Source organism: Microbacterium sp., assembly GCF_047602155.1.
GTDB lineage: Bacteria > Actinomycetota > Actinomycetes > Actinomycetales > Microbacteriaceae > Microbacterium.
In genome coordinates this window covers 548304-564147 of sequence record NZ_JASGHZ010000001.1, presented here as the reverse complement: position 1 = coordinate 564147, position 15844 = coordinate 548304, and the positions used below count along the sequence as shown (strand labels likewise).

Below are 15844 nucleotides of genomic sequence, written 5' to 3'. Positions count from 1 at the left end.
CATGCGGCCCCGCGGCCGGGTCGATCGCGAACATGGACGTGTGAGTTCTGCTGCCTCCTCCGTGCGCGCGGCCCCCGTCGTGCACGCACCGCCGTCCGCCGTCCGTGTCCGTGGCGCGCTCGCCGTCGTCGCCGGCGCGGGCGAGAGCCCCGGCGTGTACGCCCGGTTCGGCGCGCGCATCGCCGCCGACGGGTACGTCGTCGCCGTGTTCGAGACGACGGATGCCGGCGCCGCCGAACAGTGGCTGACCGCACAGGAGCACGCCCCGCGCGTGCTCGTCGGCTCCGACCGGGGCGCCGCGGCGGTGCTCGCGCTCGTGGCCGTGGCGGCCGCCGTGGACGGCGCGATCGTGGCGGGCACGCCCACCGGCGCCGCCGACGACGCGGCCGCGGATGCCGCCGTCCGCACGGCGTGCCCCGTGCACCTCGGGGTGCTCGGCGACGCGTCCGCCCGCGCGTCCGCCGTGGACCCGGCCGCAGAGCCCGCCGCACCGGTGGCTGTCCCCGACGCGGAGGCCCTGGCATCCGTCGCCGTTCCGGTCCTCGCGATCCACGGCGCAGCGGACGCGGTCGCGCCGTTCGCCGCGGCGCGCGCCGTGCTGGGAGCCATCCCGGCGCTGGAGCTCGTCGAGACCGTCGACGGGCTGCACGATGCGCTCAACGACCAGACCCACCGCTCGGTCGCGGCGACGGTCGTGCTGTGGCTCGAGCGCCTGCGCGGCGCCGGCGTGGACACGCCCATCGTGCGCGTCGTCGCCCCGGAGGCTCGGCGATGAGCGGCTTCGCCACCGACCAGGTGCAGCACGGCTACGCGACGAACACGCCGCAGAACGCCGTCGCGGTGCCGATCTACCAGACGACGGCGTACGAGTTCGCCTCGCTGCAGGACGCCGCCGACATCTTCGCGCTGCGCAAGACCGGCAACCTCTACAGCCGTGCGGCCAACCCCACCCAGATCGTGTTCGAAGAGCGCGTCGCCGCGCTCGAGGGCGGCACGGCGGCGGTCGCCGTCGCGTCGGGGCAGGCGGCCGTGGCCGTCGCGCTCCTGGCCCTGGCCAAGGCGGGCGAGCACGTCGTCGCGGCCCGGCAGCTGTACGGCGGCACCGTCGACCTGCTGCAGGACACGTTCGCCGACTGGGGCATCGAGGTCACCTTCGTCGACCAGGACGACCTCGACGCGTGGCGCGGTGCCGTGCGCCCGACGACCCGCGCCCTGTTCGCCGAGTCGGTCACCAACCCCACGGCGCAGGTGCTCGACGTGCGCGCGGTGGCCGGCATCGCGCACGAAGCCGGCATCCCGTTCGTCATCGACAACACCGTCGCGACGCCGTATCTGCAGCGGCCGGGCGAGTTCGGCGCCGACATCGTCGTGCACTCCGCGACGAAGTACCTCGGCGGGCACGGCACCTCGATGGGCGGCGTCATCGTCGACATCGGCTCGTTCGACTTCGGTGCCGAGCCCGGGCGCTGGCCGCAGCTCACGCAGCCCTACGCCCGCATCGCCGACGTCGTGCTGTGGGAGCGGTTCGGCCCCGCCGGCCTGGCGCTGGCCGTGCTGTGGAAGACGAAGTACGTGCACGACCTCGGCCCGTCGCTGTCGCCGTTCAACTCGTTCCAGCTGCTGCAGGGGCTGGAGACGCTCGACCTGCGCGTCGCCCGCCACAGCGCGTCGGCTCTCACGGTCGCCCGGCACCTCGCCGGACATCCCGCCGTCACCGCCGTGCACCACCCCGGCCTGCCCGGCAACCGCTGGGCCGCCGCGGCGCGCGACTACCTGCCGCGCGGCGTCCCCGCCGTGTTCTCGTTCGACCTGGCCGCCACGGGGGATGCCGCCGCCGACCGCGAGCGCGTGCACCGCTTCGTCGACGCGCTGCGGCTCGTCAAGCTCGTGGCCAACATCGGCGACGCGCGGTCGCTCGTGGCACACCCGGCATCCATGACCCACAGCCACCTGACGCCGGAACAGCTCGCCGAATCGGGCATCTCGCCCACCACCGTGCGGCTGTCGATCGGGCTCGAAGACCCCGCCGACATCATCGCCGACCTCGACCAGGCGCTCGGCGCCGCACACCGCTAGGAGCACGACCGATGACGATCGACCTCGGCTACTGGACGCCGGTCTACGGCGGATTCCTCCGCAACGTCGCCGACGAGGAGGGGATGGCAGCCACGTGGGAGTCGATCCGCGACGTGTCGGTCACGGCCGACCGGCTGGGCTTTCACACGACGCTCGTGCCCGAGCTGTACCTCAACGACCGCAAGGGCGTGGAGGCGCCGAGCCTGGAGGCGTGGTCGCTGTCGGCGGCGATTCTCGCGGTGACGTCGCACCTGCGGGTCATGACGGCCGTGCGGCCCGGCTTCCACCTGCCGGCGGTGCTCGCCAAGACCGTCTCCACGCTCGACTCGATCGCGCCGGGGCGTGTCGCGCTCAACGTCGTCGCGGCGTGGTGGGCCGAGGAGGCGCGTCAGTTCGGCGGCCGGTTCACGACCCACGACGCCCGCTACGTGCAGGCCGAGGAGTTCGTGCAGGTGCTGCGCGGCCTGTGGGAGCGGACGCCGTTCACCTTCCAGGGCGACTACTACGAGCTCGAGGGCACGATCGTCGAACCCAAGCCCGCGGCGCAGCCCGTCATCTTCGCGGGGGGTGAGAGCGAGGCCGGCAAGGAGTCGATCGCCCGGTTCGCCGACGCCTACGTCATGCACGGCGGCACCCTCGACGAGGTGCGCGCGAACGTCGCCGACATCAACGAGCGGTCGCTGCGGCTGCACGGGCGCCCCGTGCGCGAGATCGGGATGCCGGCCTATGTCATCGTCCGCGACACCGAGGCCGAGGCGCAGCGCGAGCTGGAGCGCATCACCGCCGTCGACCCCGCCTCGCCCGGCTACGCCTCGTTCGAGCAGTTCCGGCAGAACTCCAACCTGTCGCTGGAGCTCACCAAGCGCGAATACTCCGTCGGCACCCGGGGGCTGCGGCCCAACCTCGTCGGCACGCCCGAGCAGGTGGCCGAGCGCATCCGCGCCTATGGCGATGCCGGCATCTCGCTGCTGCTCATCCAGTCGTCGCCGCTGCGCGAGGAGCTGGAGCGCATCGCCGAGCAGGTCTTCCCCCTCGTGCCCCAATCGCGCGTGCCGCAGTCGCAGCTCGTCGCGGTGGGCTGAGCCCGCGGCCGGCCTCGTGTTACGGCGCTCGCGTCACACAACCGGCATCCTCCGTCGCGGCCGGTTACCGTAGAGGGGTGTCCCTGACCTGTCGCTGTTGTCGCTGAGCGCTCGCGCGCTCCTCCGACGACCCGACAGCCCCGCGCGCTCGCGCTCAGACGCGCCGCGCGGCCCCACCCTCAGGAACCCCCATGCGCTACGCGTCCCACGTCGCCGACCTCGTCGGCGACACCCCTCTCGTTCGGCTGAACGCCGTGACCGACGGCATCCGGGCCACCGTGCTCGCGAAGGTCGAGTACTTCAACCCCGGCGGCTCGGCGAAAGACCGCATCGCCGCGCGCATCGTCGACGCCGCCGAGCGCGACGGCCTGCTGCGGCCGGGCGGCACGATCGTCGAGCCGACGAGCGGCAACACCGGCGTGGGGCTCGCCCTCGTCGCGCTGCAGCGCGGATACCGCATGGTGTTCGTCGTGCCCGACAAGTTCGCCGGCGAGAAGACGGCCGTGCTCCGGGCCTACGGCGCCGAGGTCGTCGAGGTGCCGACGAACGTGCCGCCGGAGCATCCGGATTCGTATTACAGCGTCTCCGACCGGCTCGCCCGCGAGATCCCGGGCGCGTTCAAGCCGAACCAGTTCGCGAACCCGAACGGCCCGCGCGCCCACTACGAGACCACGGGCCCGGAGATCTGGCGCGACACCGACGGCCGGGTGACGCACTTCGTCGCCGGCATCGGCACGGGCGGCACGATCAGCGGAACCGGGCGCTTCCTGAAGGACGCGACGGCGGGCGAGCTCGTCGTCGTCGGCGCCGATCCGGAGGGGTCGATCTACTCCGGCGGGCCGATCCACGGCTACGCCGTCGAGGGCGTCGGCGAGGACTTCTTCCCGGCGACCTTCGACCCGGCCGTCGTCGACCGCTACGAGCGGGTGTCGGATGACGAGAGCTTCGCCATGACCCGTCGCCTCGCCCGCGAGGAGGGCCTGCTCGTGGGCGGTTCGTCGGGCATGGCGGTCGTCGCCGCGCTGCGCACGGCGCGCGATCTGCCCGGCGACGTCGTCGTCGTCGTGCTGCTGCCCGACCACGGCCGCGGCTACCTCACCAAGCTCTACGACGACGCCTGGCTGGCCGCCCGCGGCTTCCCCGCCCTCGTCACCCCCTCGTCCGCCCCCGCCTCCCCGGCCCCGCCCGCCCCCTCGTCCCCGGCCTCGCCCGCCCCCTCCTCCGCTGAGAAACCACTTTCTGCGCGAGAAACCACTGCAGATGTGGTTTCTCACGCGCGAAGTGGTTTCTCGGCATCCGGCGCCGCCGCCACCGCGACGACCGCCGCCACCGCGACGACCGCTGCCACCGCCACGACCGCCGCCACCGCCACCGCCACGACCGCCAGGAGCAACGCATGAACCACACCGCCCGCGGATTCGCCAGCCTCGCCGTCCACGCGGGGCAGGAGTTCGACCCCACGACCGGCGCGGTCATCCCGCCGGTGCACTTCTCGACGACGTATGCCCAGGACGGCATCGGCGGCCTCCGCCAGGGGTACGAGTACGGGCGCAGCGGCAATCCGACCCGCACCGCCCTGCAGACTCAGCTCGCGGCGATCGAGGGCGGCGTGCATGGCTTCTCGTTCGCGTCGGGCCTCGCGGCGGAAGACACGCTGCTGCGCGCCGTGCTGCAGCCGGGCGACGAGGTGCTGCTCGGCAGCGACGTCTACGGCGGCACGCACCGGCTCATCGCGCGCGTGCTCGGCCCGTGGGGCGTGCGGCTGCGCGTGGTCGACATGAGCGATGCGGATGCCGTCCGCGCCGCCGTCGCCGAACGTGCGCCCCGGGTGGTCTGGGTCGAGACGCCGTCCAACCCGCTGCTGCGCATTGCCGACATCGCCGGGCTCGCCGCGATCGGCCGCGACGCCGGCGCCCTCGTCGTCGTCGACAACACGTTCGCGACCCCCGCGCTGCAGCAGCCGCTGGCGCTCGGCGCCGACGTCGTGGTGCACTCCACGACGAAGTACCTCGGCGGCCACTCCGACGTCGTCGGGGGAGCGCTCGTGCTGAACGACGACGCCCTCGCCGAGAAGATCGGCTTTCTGCAGTACGCCGTCGGCGCCGTGTCGGGGCCACTGGATGCGTGGCTGACGACGCGTGGCATCAAGACCCTCGCCGTGCGGATGCGCCAGCACAGCGAGAACGCGGCATCCATCGCTGCATTCCTCGATGGGCATGAACGTGTCGCGCGGGTCTACTACCCGGGGCTCGCATCACACCCGGGGCATGAACTGGCGGTGCGGCAGATGTCCGGCTTCGGCGGGATCGTGTCGGTCGCGCTGGAGACGGGGGAGGCGGCGCGACGGTTCGCCGAGTCGCTGCAGCTGTTCCAGCTCGCCGAGTCGCTCGGCGGTGTGGAGTCGCTCGTGAACTACCCCGATGCGATGACGCATGCGTCCGTCCGCGGCACCGAAGCCGCCGTCCCCGTCGAGGTCGTGCGGCTGTCGGTCGGCATCGAAGATGCCGGCGACCTACTCGCCGACGTCGAGCAGGCGCTGCGCGCCTGAGCGTGCGGTCGTCGAGCACTCGGTCCGTCGAGCGCGACCGCGCCAGATTGCAGGACGGTCCGTGAAAAGTCGGGCCTGCAGGGCCGATTGAGTTGACAACTGTAACGGGTGATCCTGCATCTTGGCGGGCGGCGTAGCGTGGAGGCCATGACCGCCCCTGCTGCTCGCGCGCGCTGGGCCGTGTTCGGCGCCGGCGCCATCACGGCCGACTTCGTGCGTGCCCTGCCGGCCGCCGAGCACGGCGTGCTGCACGCCGTCGCCGCGCGCGACGCCGACCGCGCGCGGGCGTTCGCCGATGCGCACGGGGCGCCGGTCGCGGGAACCTACGAGCAGATCCTCGCCCGCGACGACGTGGACGCCGTCTACCTCGGCACCGTCCACACGACGCACGCACCCCTCGCGCACGCCGCGTTGGATGCCGGCAAAGCCGTGCTGTGCGAGAAGCCGCTCGGGGTCGCCCCCGCCGAGACCGACGAGCTGGTGGCGCACGCCGACCGGGTCGGCTTGCCCCTCGTGGAGGCGTTCAAGTACCGGTTCGCTCCGTTTCCGGCACTGCTGCGACAGCTGATCGCCGGCGGCACGCTGGGCGAGCTGCGCGAGCTGGAGACGTCGATCGGCTTCGCCGCCGACACCCGCGAGGGGCGACTGTTCGACCCCGCGACGGCGGGCGGTGCGATTCTCGACGCGGGCTGCTACCCGGTCTCGCTGGTCGTCGGAGTGGCGGCGTGGGCGGGGATCGCGACCGAGCCCGTCGTGGTCGCGGCCGACGGCGTGGTCGGCGCCGTCGACGAGCAGGCGCGGGCGACGATCACGGTCGGGCCGCTGACCGCCCGTGTGGCGACGGCCATCACGGCGCCGCTGCCGCGCCGTACGGTGATCCGCGGGACGGCGGGCGAGTTGGAGATCCCGAACGTCTGGGGCAGTCGCGTCGAGAGCGCGGATGCCGGCATCCTGCGTCGCCGCGACGGCTCGGTCGAGGAGGTGCGCACCGGCACGATCAGCCCGATGGCGGCCGAGGCCGACGCGACGATCCTGGCGCTGCGCGCCGGGCGACGCGAGGTCGCGGAGATGCCGTGGGCGCAGACCCGCGCCACCGCCCGCCTGCTCGCCGCCTGGCGCGCCGCCCTCTGACCCCCGCCCCCACCCCCGCGAAACCTCGCAAATGTACGCGACACGCCGAGGATCGGGGTCCGGAAGCGGACATTTGCGAGGTTTCGCGAGTGTGGGTGCCGCGTCAGACCGCGCGCAGCGGACCGGGCCGCTGCCCGTGCAGCTCACCGTGCAGACGCTCCATGCGGGCGTCGAGGAGGGCCGCGGAGTCGGCGGCATCCTTCAGCTCGGCCAGCAGGCCGTCGGGGACGGCGCCGTCGTACTTGTAGTAGATCTTGTGCTCGAGGCTCGCCCAGAAGTCCATCGCGATCGTGCGGAACTGCACCTCCACCGCCACAGACACGCGCCCCGTCGAGAGGAACACCGGCACCTCGACGATCGCGTGCAGGCTCTTGTACCCGTTGGCCTTGGGTTCGGCGATGTAGTCCTTGACCTCGCGCACGGTGACGTCGTCCTGTTGGGTGAGCAGGTCGAAGAGGCGGTAGGCATCCTTCGTGAAGCTCGTGGTCACCCGCACGCCGGCGATGTCGGTGATGTGCGCCCGGATCGACGCGAACGACGGATCGATGCCCTTGCGCACGACCTTCTCGACGAGGCTGTCGGCCGACTTCACCCGGCTGGAGAGGTGCTCGATCGGGTTGTAGTCGTGCATCAGCTGGAACTCGTCGCGCAGGATGCCGAGCTTGGTCTCGACCTCGCGCAATGCGAACTGGTAGTCGAGCAGGAAGCGCTGGAACTCGTCGCGCATCGCGCGCAGCTGCTCGGGGGAGAAGGTCGCGATGCCCTCGTCGGTCGTCACGGCCAGCGGCGGGGCATCCATGGGTCCGACGGTACCGAGGCGGCTTTGGTGGATGCTGGGAGTCACGGAATCGCTGCCGAGTATGTATATACTCAGAAATCACATACTCGGTATGCTCGCGGACGGAGACGCGGATGTCGGTGCGACAGAGCCTGCTGGCGATCCTGGACCAGGGGCCGTGCTACGGATACCAGCTGCGCGCGGAGTTCGACCGCCGCACCGGATCGACCTGGCCGCTGAACGTCGGGCAGATCTACAACACGCTCGACCGCCTCGAACGCGACGGACTCGTCGCCAAGGGCGAGACCGACGAGCAGGGGCACGTCTACTGGCGGATCACGGCTGCCGGTTCGGCCGAGGTCGCCGCCTGGCTGTCGGAGCCGGTGGCGCGGGTCGCGACGCGCGACGAGCTGGCGGTCAAGCTCGCCGTCGCCGCGACGCTGCCCGGGGTCGACGTCGCCGAGGTGATCCGGACCCAGCGCGCCGCGTCGCTGCGGCAGGCGGAGGAGCTGACGCGGGCGCGGGATGCCGGAGACGCCGCGGCCGGTCCCGAGGCGCTCGCGCGGTCGCTCGTCGTCGACGCGATGGTCTTCGCCGCAGAGGCCGAGCTGCGGTGGCTCGATCACGCGGCGGAGCGCTTGGCGCGGCATCCGCAGCACGCGATGGCACTCGCGCTGTCGACCGAGAAGCCCAAGCGCGGGCGCCCGGCCGGCAACGGGCGTCGCGTCGGGGCGTGACCGGCCACCGGACGACGCCTGCCGAGCTCGACGTCGCACCGCGCCCGGAGCGCCCGCCGGTCGTGCGGGAGGTCCGATACCGGCGCGCCACCCCGGGCTGCGCACCTCCCCGAACCCGCCGCGGGATGCCGCGCCGTCACCCCGCGGCGGGGAGCACGGTGCGCACGAGCGCGTCGGCGACGCCGGGTGCGTACGGCGCGCGGCGCAGCACCCGCAGCAGGATCGCCCCGGTGAGAGCCTCGACGATCGCGTCGACGTCGGCGCCCGGCGCCAGCTGTGCGCTCCCGCGTTCGATGCGGTCGCGCAGGGTCCGGGACGCGTGGTTCTGCTCGTCGAGGCGGTGACCGACGATCGCATCCTCCGCGGCGGCGGCGACCATGTAGCGGGTGATGGCCGTCGCCTCGTGATCGGCGGTGGCCTGCAGGACGGCCTCGAGCCACGCCGCGAGGTCGGCGTGCAGGTCGCCAGTGTCGACGGGCACCGGCTCGAGCAGCTCCAGCGGGCGAACGAGCCCCTCGAGCATCGCGTCGGCGACGAGCGCGCTCTTCGACGGCCACCAGCGGTAGATCGTCGGCTTCCCGACGCCGGCTGCGGCGGCGATGCCCTCGATCGTCAGCCCGTCCCAGCCGCGCTCGGCCAGCTGCGCCGCGGTCGCGTGCAGCACGGCCATGCGCGCGGTCTCGCTGCGCACCGCTCCACGGCGCCGCGCGGAGCCCGGGGCGGATGCCGGCTCAGCACCCGATCCGGCCGCCGGGGGAGAGCCGGGTGCGTGCTCCGCAGGTCGATCGGTCATGGCTCGACGGTACCCCCTCTTTTCGCAAAACGCTACGTAACGTAATATTGAAGGCGAATCGAGGAGAACATCATGGACATCAACGGAAACGTCTTCGTCGTCACCGGCGCGGGCAACGGCATCGGCCGCCAGGTCGCGCTGCAGCTGCTGCGCGAGGGGGCGCGCGTGGCGGGCGTCGACCTCAACGAGGCCGGGCTCGCAGAGACGGCATCCCTCGCCGCGGCGGGAGAGCGCTTCTCGGTCCACGCCGTGAACATCACCGACCGGGATGCCGTGGCCGCCCTCCCGGCGCAGGTGATCGGGGCGCACGGCAAGGTCGACGGCATCCTGAACGTCGCGGGTGTCATCCAGCAGTTCGTGAAGGTCATCGACCTGCCGTACGCGGAGATCGAGAAGGTCATGAACGTCAACTTCTGGGGCGTCGTCAACGTCGTGAAGGCGTTCCTGCCCGAGTTGGTCGCTCGGCCGGCGGCCGCGATCGTCAACGTGTCGAGCATGGGCGCGCTCGCGCCGGTGCCCGGCCAGGCCGTGTACGGCGCGTCGAAGGCGGCCGTGTCGCTGCTGACGCAGGCGCTGTACGCCGAGTTCATGGGCACGAACGTCGCCGTGACGGTCGTCTACCCGGGCGCCATCGGCACGAACATCGCGCAGAACTCCGGCGTCTCGATCGCCGGCGCCGAGACCGCGGACACCCAGGCCGCCGCCGCGAAGACCACGAGCCCGGAGAAGGCCGGCGCCGTCATCGTCGAGGCGCTGCGCAAGGGCAGCTACCGCGCCACGATCGGCGGCGACGCCGCGGGCCTGGACAAGCTGTCGCGGTTCAGCCCGAAGCGTGCCACGGAGATGATCGCCGGCAAGATGGCGGCGCTGCTCGGCTGAATTGCGGCGTGGCGTGGCGTGGCCCGGCGTGCGGCCGCCGTGCGGCCGGCGTGGCGCGGCGTGGCGTGGCCCGGCCGGCGTGCGGCCGGCGTGCGGCTGCAGGGGTTCAGTCGCGGCGTTCTGTGGGTGTCCCGCGTCCGGGTGGGGTTCATTCGCGGCGTTCTGTGGGTGTGGGTGTCTGGGATCCGCGTTTTGCCGCGACCGAGTGGAGCGCCGTGGGCAGGGAGGTCGCCTGGGTGTGTGCCCAGGGCGAGTGAGCCGCGGGTGAGTGACCCAGGGCGAGTGGGCCGCCGCGGGCGCTACCGTAAGAGCCGTGACCGACCACTCCGCCGTCCCCGCTCCGCGCGCGGGCGTGCGCGAGGTCGCGGCGCACGCCGGCGTCTCGACCCAGACGGTGTCGCGTGTGCTCAACGGCTACGACGGGGTGCGGCCCGAGACCCGCGCGCGTGTGCTCGACGCCGTCGAGGCTCTGGAATACCGCATGAACAACGCGGCGCGCGCGCTCGGCACCCGCACGACCCGGACGATCGGGGTCATCGTGTCGGATGCCGCGCTCTACGGCCCTTCGGCGGGCATCGCGGCGCTCGACGCCGCGGCGCGCCAGGCGGGTCGCTGGATCGCGACCGTGCACGCCGACTCCGCGGATGCCGCCTCCGTCCTCACCGCCGCAGACCGTCTGCTGTCCCTCGGCGTCGACGGATTGATCGTCGTCGCACCGCATGCCGGTGCGCTGCGTGCGCTCGAGGCGGCGCACGGCGACACTCCGCTCGCGGCGTTGCACGCCGCCGTCGGCACGCATCGCGACGCCGCGCGACAGGCCCAGGGTGCCGCGCGACAGGCCCAGGGTGCCGCGCTCGCGGTCGCGCACCTCGTCCACCTCGGCCACCGGCGTATCGGACGCGTGTCGGGGCCGTCCGACTGGCTCGAGGCCGCCGCGCGCGACGCCGGCGTCGACGATGCCCTCGCCGAGGCCGGGCTCGAGACCGGACCGCGATGGGTGGGCGACTGGAGCGCCGACTCCGGCGCGAGGTCGGCGGCATCCATCGCGGCGGCGATCGGTCGCGGCGACGGACCGACGGCGATCGTCGTCGCGAACGACCAGATGGCGCTCGGCGTCATCGCGGGGCTCGAGGCGGAGGGCATCCGGGTTCCCGGCGACGTCAGCGTGACCGGCTTCGACGACAACCCCGACGCGGCCTCCTACCGCCCCGCGCTGACGTCCGTGCGCATCGATATGGCAGGCGAGGCCCGGCGCGCGCTCGCCGAGGTGCTGGGCTGGGATGCCCCGGCCGCCGCTCCGGCCCCGCCGACGCTCGTCGTGCGCGCCTCGACCGCCCCGCCCGCGGGATAGTGGCGTGGGGGTAGCGGGACACCGGGCCCGCGCGGGGGTTCATCCGTCGCAAATCGCGGCTATTCGTGGGGTTTGGCGTGTTTTGCGACGGACGAAGGATGCCCGGGCCTGTTCATCCGTCGCAAACCGCGGCTGTCCGCGAGGTTTGCCGTGTTTTGTGACGGACGAAGAGGTTTGTGACAGACGAAGAGGTTTGTGACGGACGAAGAGGTTTGTGACGGGTGAATGCGGCGGGTATGCGGGATGCCGGGTTCCCTCGTCGGTCCGTCGCAAATCGCGGCTATTCGTGGGGTTCGGCGTGTTTTGCGCCGGACGAAGGATGCCCGGGCCTGTTCATCCGTCGCAAACCGCGGCTGTCCGCAGCGTTCGCCGTGTTTTGTGACGGATGAAGAGGTTTGTGGCGGACAATGACGGATGAAGAGGTTTGTCACGGGCGAATGCGGGGGACGCCGCGGCCGAGGGGCTTGTCGCCCGGAGATGTTACCGGTAACATCGAGCCACGGGCGGTCGGAGCAGACCGCCGGATTCGAGGAGGACCGGTGGCATCACCCGACGTCGACAGCGCGTTGCAGGCATCCATCGACGCGGTGCGCAGCGACGTCGCCGCCCTGCACGGCGAGCTCGTGCGCTACGGCCTCGTGGTCTGGACCGGCGGCAACGTCTCGGGACGGGTCCGCAGGGAAGGCGACGGTGCCGATCTGTTCGTCATCAAGCCCTCGGGGGTCGGCTACGACGAGCTGACCCCCGAGAACATGATCCTCTGCGACCTCGACGGCAACGTCGTTGCGGGCACCCCGGGCAGCGATCGCAGCCCGTCGAGCGATACGGCGGCGCACGCATACGTTTACCGGAATATGCCCGAGGTGGGCGGTGTCGTGCACACCCACTCCGACTACGCGGTGGCCTGGGCGGCGCGCGGCGAGGAGATCCCGTGCGTCATCACGGCGATGGCCGACGAGTTCGGCGGCCCGATCCCGGTCGGTCCGTTCGCGATCATCGGCGACGACTCGATCGGCCGTGGCATTGTGGACACCCTGCGCGGACACCGCTCGCGCGCCGTGCTCATGCGCAACCACGGGCCGTTCACGATCGGTGTGAACGCGAAGGATGCCGTCAAGGCCGCCGTCATGTGCGAAGACGCCGCCCGCACGGTGCACCTGGCGCGCCAGGGCGGGGAGCCGGCCCCCATCCCGCAGGAGGCGATCGACGCCCTCTACCACCGGTACCAGAACGTCTACGGGCAGAACACGGACGACCGGCGATGAGCGCTCTCGACAGCATCCGCAGCGGACGCACGACGCTCGGAATCGAGCTGGGTTCGACCCGCATCAAGGTGTGCCTCGTCGATGCCGACGACCCGCAGACGGTGCTCGCCGTCGGCGGCCACGCGTGGGAGAACTCCTACGCCGACGGGCTGTGGACGTACGCCCTCGACGACGTGTGGTCGGGTCTTCAGGCCGCCTACGCCGACCTCGTTGCCGACGCGAAGCGGCGCCACGGCGTTTCGCCGGAGACATATGCCGCGATCGGCATCTCGGCGATGATGCACGGCTACCTCGCGTTCGACGACGCGGGCGAGCTGCTCGTCCCGTTCCGCACGTGGCGCAACACGAACACCACCGCGGCGGCCGCCGAGCTGAGCGCGCTGTTCGGCGTGAACATCCCGCTGCGGTGGTCGGTCGCGCACTACCGTCAGGCGCTGCTCGACGCCGAGCCGCACGTCGACCGCGTCGCGTCGATCACGACGCTCGCCGGGTACGTGCACGAGCGGCTCACCGGGCGGCGCGTGCTCGGGGTCGGTGACGCGTCGGGCATGTTCCCGATCGACCCGGCGACCCGCGACTACGACCGGGAGCTTCTGGACCGGTTCGACGGCCTCCCCTCGCAAGACCCGCGAGCCCCGCGAGACCTCCAGGTCCGAGACGGCCGAGACGAAACGCACACGCCCCGCCCGTCCCTGCGCGCGCTCCTGCCCGAAGTCCTCGTCGCGGGGCAGGATGCCGGCACGCTCACCGCGGACGGCGCGGCGCTGGTCGACCCGACCGGAGCGCTGCGGCCCGGCATCCCGTTCTGCCCGCCCGAGGGAGATGCCGGTACCGGCATGGTCGCCACGAACGCCGTCGCCCCGCGCACCGGCAACGTCAGCGCCGGGACGAGCATCTTCGCGATGGTCGTGCTCGACCGCGCGCTGACGCAGCAGCACCACGAGCTCGACCTCGTCACGACCCCGGCCGGCGACCCCGTCGCGATGGTGCACTGCAACAACGGCGCGAGCGAGCTGGGGGAGTGGGCCGGGCTCTTCGGCCGGTTCGCGGAGGCGGCCGGCATCCCGCTCGACCGCGACCGCGTGTTCGACGTGCTGCTGCGCGAAGCGCTGACCGGCGCCGCGGATGCCGGCGGCCTGCTCGCCTACAACCACCTCGCCGGCGAGCCGATCGCGGGGCTGACCGACGGCCGTCCGCTGTTCGTGCGCACCCCCGACTCGACGCTGAGCCTCGCGAACGTCATGCGCGCACAGGTATATGCCGTTTTCGGCACATTGGCGCTCGGCATGCGGGTCCTGGATGCCGAGGGTGTGCAGCTCGACCGGATGTTCGCCCACGGCGGCCTGTTCCGCACGGCGGGGGTCGCGCAGCGGTTCCTCGCCGGAGCCCTGAACACCCCGGTCGCCGTCGGCGAGACCGCCGCGGAGGGTGGGGCCTGGGGCATCGCTGTGCTCGCCGCCCACCTCGCGCACGCGGATCGGAGCCTCGCGGCCTACCTCGACGACGTCGTCTTCGCCGACGCCGCCCTCACCGTCGCCGCACCCGACCCGGCCGATGTCGCCGGGTTTGCCGCCTATCTCGACCGCTACCGCGCCGGGCTCGCCGTCGAGGCCGCCGCGGTGGAACACCTCTGAGCCGCGTTTCGACGCGCCCGCTCGACGACCGGAGCCATGCCCGCTCACCGACCGAAGGACACCCCATGACCCTCACCACCTCCCTCGACGGCTACGTCGTGTGGTTCGTCACCGGCAGCCAGAACCTCTACGGCGAACAGACGCTGCGGCAGGTCGCCGAGCAGTCGCAGCAGGTCGCCGCGGGGCTCGCCGGCCTGCCGGTGCGGGTCGAGTGGAAGCCGGTGCTGAAGGACTCCGAGGCGATCCGGCGCCTCGCGCTCGACGCGAACAGCGACGACTCCGTCATCGGCGTCATCGCGTGGATGCACACCTTCAGCCCCGCCAAGATGTGGATCGCCGGGCTCGACGCCCTGCGCAAGCCCCTGCTGCACCTGCACACGCAGGCGAACGTCGAGCTGCCGTGGGCCGACATCGACTTCGACTTCATGAACCTCAACCAGGCCGCGCACGGCGACCGCGAGTTCGGCTACATCCAGACGCGGCTCGGGGTCGCGCGCAAGACCGTCGTCGGGCACGTGTCGAACCCGGCGGTGCGCCGGCAGGTCGAGACGTGGCAGCGCGCCGCCGCCGGGTGGCAGGCCGCCCGCACCCTCAAGCTCGCCCGCTTCGGCGACAACATGCGCTACGTCGCCGTCACCGAGGGCGACAAGACCGAGGCCGAGCTGCGCTTCGGCGTGCAGGTGAACACGTGGGGCGTGAACGAACTGGCGGATGCGGTGGCCGCGGCATCCGCGGACCAGATCGACACGCTCGTCGCGACATACCTCGACGAGTACGACGTGGCGCCGGAGCTGCGGCCCGGGGCGAGCGTCATCAGAGCCTGCGCGACGGTGCGGCCATCGAGGTCGGGCTGCGCGCGTTTCTCGAGGCGGGCGGATTCGGCGCCTTCACGACGAGCTTCGAAGACCTGGGCGCCCTGAAGCAGCTGCCGGGGCTCGCCGTGCAGCGGCTCATGGCCGAGGGGTACGGGTTCGGTGCGGAGGGCGACTGGAAGACCGCGATCCTCGTGCGGGTCGCGAACGTCATGGGTGCGGGCCTGCCCGGCGGGGCGAGCCTCATGGAGGACTACACGTACGACCTCGTCGCGGGCGACGAGAAGATCCTCGGCGCGCACATGCTCGAGGTCTCGCCGTCGCTGACCACCGACAGGCCGCGGCTCGAGGTGCATCCGCTCGGCATCGGCGGCAAGGACGACCCGGTGCGGCTCGTGTTCACCGCCGACCCGGGGCCCGCGCTGGTCGTGGCGATGAGCGACCTGCGCGACCGATTCCGCCTCGTCGCCAACGTCGTCGAGAACGTCACGGCGCCCGACCTGCCCAAGCTCCCCGTGGGGCGCGCGATCTGGAAGCCGGCGCCCGACTTCGCCACGAGTGCCGCCTGCTGGCTCGCCGCCGGAGCCGCGCACCACACCGTCATGACGACCGCCGTCGGCCTCGACGTCTTCGAGGACTTCGCCGAGATGGCCCGCACCGAGCTCGCCGTCATCGACGCGTCCACGACCGTCCGCTCCTTCCAGCGCGAGCTGCGCTGGAACCAGGCCTACTACCGCCTCGCCCAGGGCCTGTGACCG

General features: G+C 72.4%; 13 protein-coding genes and 1 pseudogene. 12 read left to right on the top strand and 2 right to left on the bottom strand.

Annotation, left to right across the window (positions count from 1 at the left end; translation table 11 throughout):
• Window positions 1–40 precede the first annotated feature (40 nt).
• From QM720_RS02695 to QM720_RS02670, 6 genes are all read left to right on the top strand, one after another.
• On the top strand, window positions 41–775 hold the full coding sequence (locus QM720_RS02695; protein ID WP_415124621.1) for a hypothetical protein: 735 nt from the start codon (window positions 41–43) through the stop codon (window positions 773–775).
• Window positions 772–2076: an O-acetylhomoserine aminocarboxypropyltransferase/cysteine synthase family protein gene (locus tag QM720_RS02690; protein ID WP_415124620.1), complete on the top strand. Its 1305-nt coding sequence runs from the start codon at window positions 772–774 to the stop codon at window positions 2074–2076. The genes QM720_RS02695 and QM720_RS02690 overlap by 4 nt, the downstream gene beginning before the upstream one ends.
• Window positions 2077–2087: 11 nt before the next feature.
• Complete coding sequence (locus QM720_RS02685) at window positions 2088–3158, top strand: LLM class flavin-dependent oxidoreductase (RefSeq protein ID WP_415124619.1); 1071 nt, start codon at window positions 2088–2090, stop codon at window positions 3156–3158.
• A gap of 191 nt (window positions 3159–3349) precedes the next feature.
• A complete protein-coding gene (locus tag QM720_RS02680; RefSeq protein ID WP_415124618.1) occupies window positions 3350–4558 on the top strand; it encodes a pyridoxal-phosphate dependent enzyme in 1209 nt (402 codons plus the stop codon).
• Window positions 4555–5706, top strand: coding sequence for a cystathionine gamma-synthase (locus QM720_RS02675; protein WP_415124617.1), 1152 nt, complete (start codon window positions 4555–4557; stop codon window positions 5704–5706). The genes QM720_RS02680 and QM720_RS02675 overlap by 4 nt, the downstream gene beginning before the upstream one ends.
• 147 nt (window positions 5707–5853) lie before the next feature.
• Window positions 5854–6837, top strand: a complete 984-nt coding sequence (locus tag QM720_RS02670; protein ID WP_415124616.1) for a Gfo/Idh/MocA family protein — start codon at window positions 5854–5856, stop codon at window positions 6835–6837.
• A gap of 103 nt (window positions 6838–6940) precedes the next feature.
• On the opposite strand, the gene QM720_RS02665 is transcribed toward QM720_RS02670, so the two are convergent.
• Complete coding sequence (locus QM720_RS02665) at window positions 6941–7636, bottom strand: GTP pyrophosphokinase (RefSeq protein WP_415124615.1); 696 nt, start codon at window positions 7634–7636, stop codon at window positions 6941–6943.
• Window positions 7637–7749: 113 nt separating this feature from the next.
• On the opposite strand from QM720_RS02665, the gene QM720_RS02660 reads away from it, so the two are divergent.
• Entirely contained in the window at window positions 7750–8352 is a 603-nt protein-coding gene (locus QM720_RS02660; protein WP_415124614.1) for a PadR family transcriptional regulator, read from the top strand.
• Window positions 8353–8488: 136 nt separating this feature from the next.
• Here the strand turns inward: QM720_RS02660 and QM720_RS02655 are convergent, their stop codons facing one another.
• Window positions 8489–9145: a TetR/AcrR family transcriptional regulator gene (locus QM720_RS02655; RefSeq protein ID WP_415124613.1), complete on the bottom strand. Its 657-nt coding sequence runs from the start codon at window positions 9143–9145 to the stop codon at window positions 8489–8491.
• Window positions 9146–9217: 72 nt separating this feature from the next.
• On the opposite strand from QM720_RS02655, the gene QM720_RS02650 reads away from it, so the two are divergent.
• The 5 genes and pseudogenes from QM720_RS02650 (at window position 9218) to araA (ending at window position 15841) form a co-directional block, all read left to right on the top strand.
• Entirely contained in the window at window positions 9218–10024 is an 807-nt protein-coding gene (locus QM720_RS02650; RefSeq protein WP_415124612.1) for an SDR family NAD(P)-dependent oxidoreductase, read from the top strand.
• Window positions 10025–10337: 313 nt separating this feature from the next.
• Window positions 10338–11375: a LacI family DNA-binding transcriptional regulator gene (locus QM720_RS02645; RefSeq protein WP_415124611.1), complete on the top strand. Its 1038-nt coding sequence runs from the start codon at window positions 10338–10340 to the stop codon at window positions 11373–11375.
• Between the two features lie 539 nt (window positions 11376–11914).
• A complete protein-coding gene (locus QM720_RS02640) occupies window positions 11915–12640 on the top strand; it encodes an L-ribulose-5-phosphate 4-epimerase (RefSeq protein WP_415124610.1) in 726 nt (241 codons plus the stop codon).
• Window positions 12637–14274 (top strand): xylulokinase, encoded by a 1638-nt coding sequence (locus tag QM720_RS02635; protein ID WP_415124609.1) that lies wholly within the window; start codon window positions 12637–12639, stop codon window positions 14272–14274. The genes QM720_RS02640 and QM720_RS02635 overlap by 4 nt, the downstream gene beginning before the upstream one ends.
• Before the next feature lie 65 nt (window positions 14275–14339).
• A pseudogene (gene araA, locus QM720_RS02630) lies at window positions 14340–15841 on the top strand (L-arabinose isomerase).
• Window positions 15842–15844 lie beyond the last annotated feature (3 nt).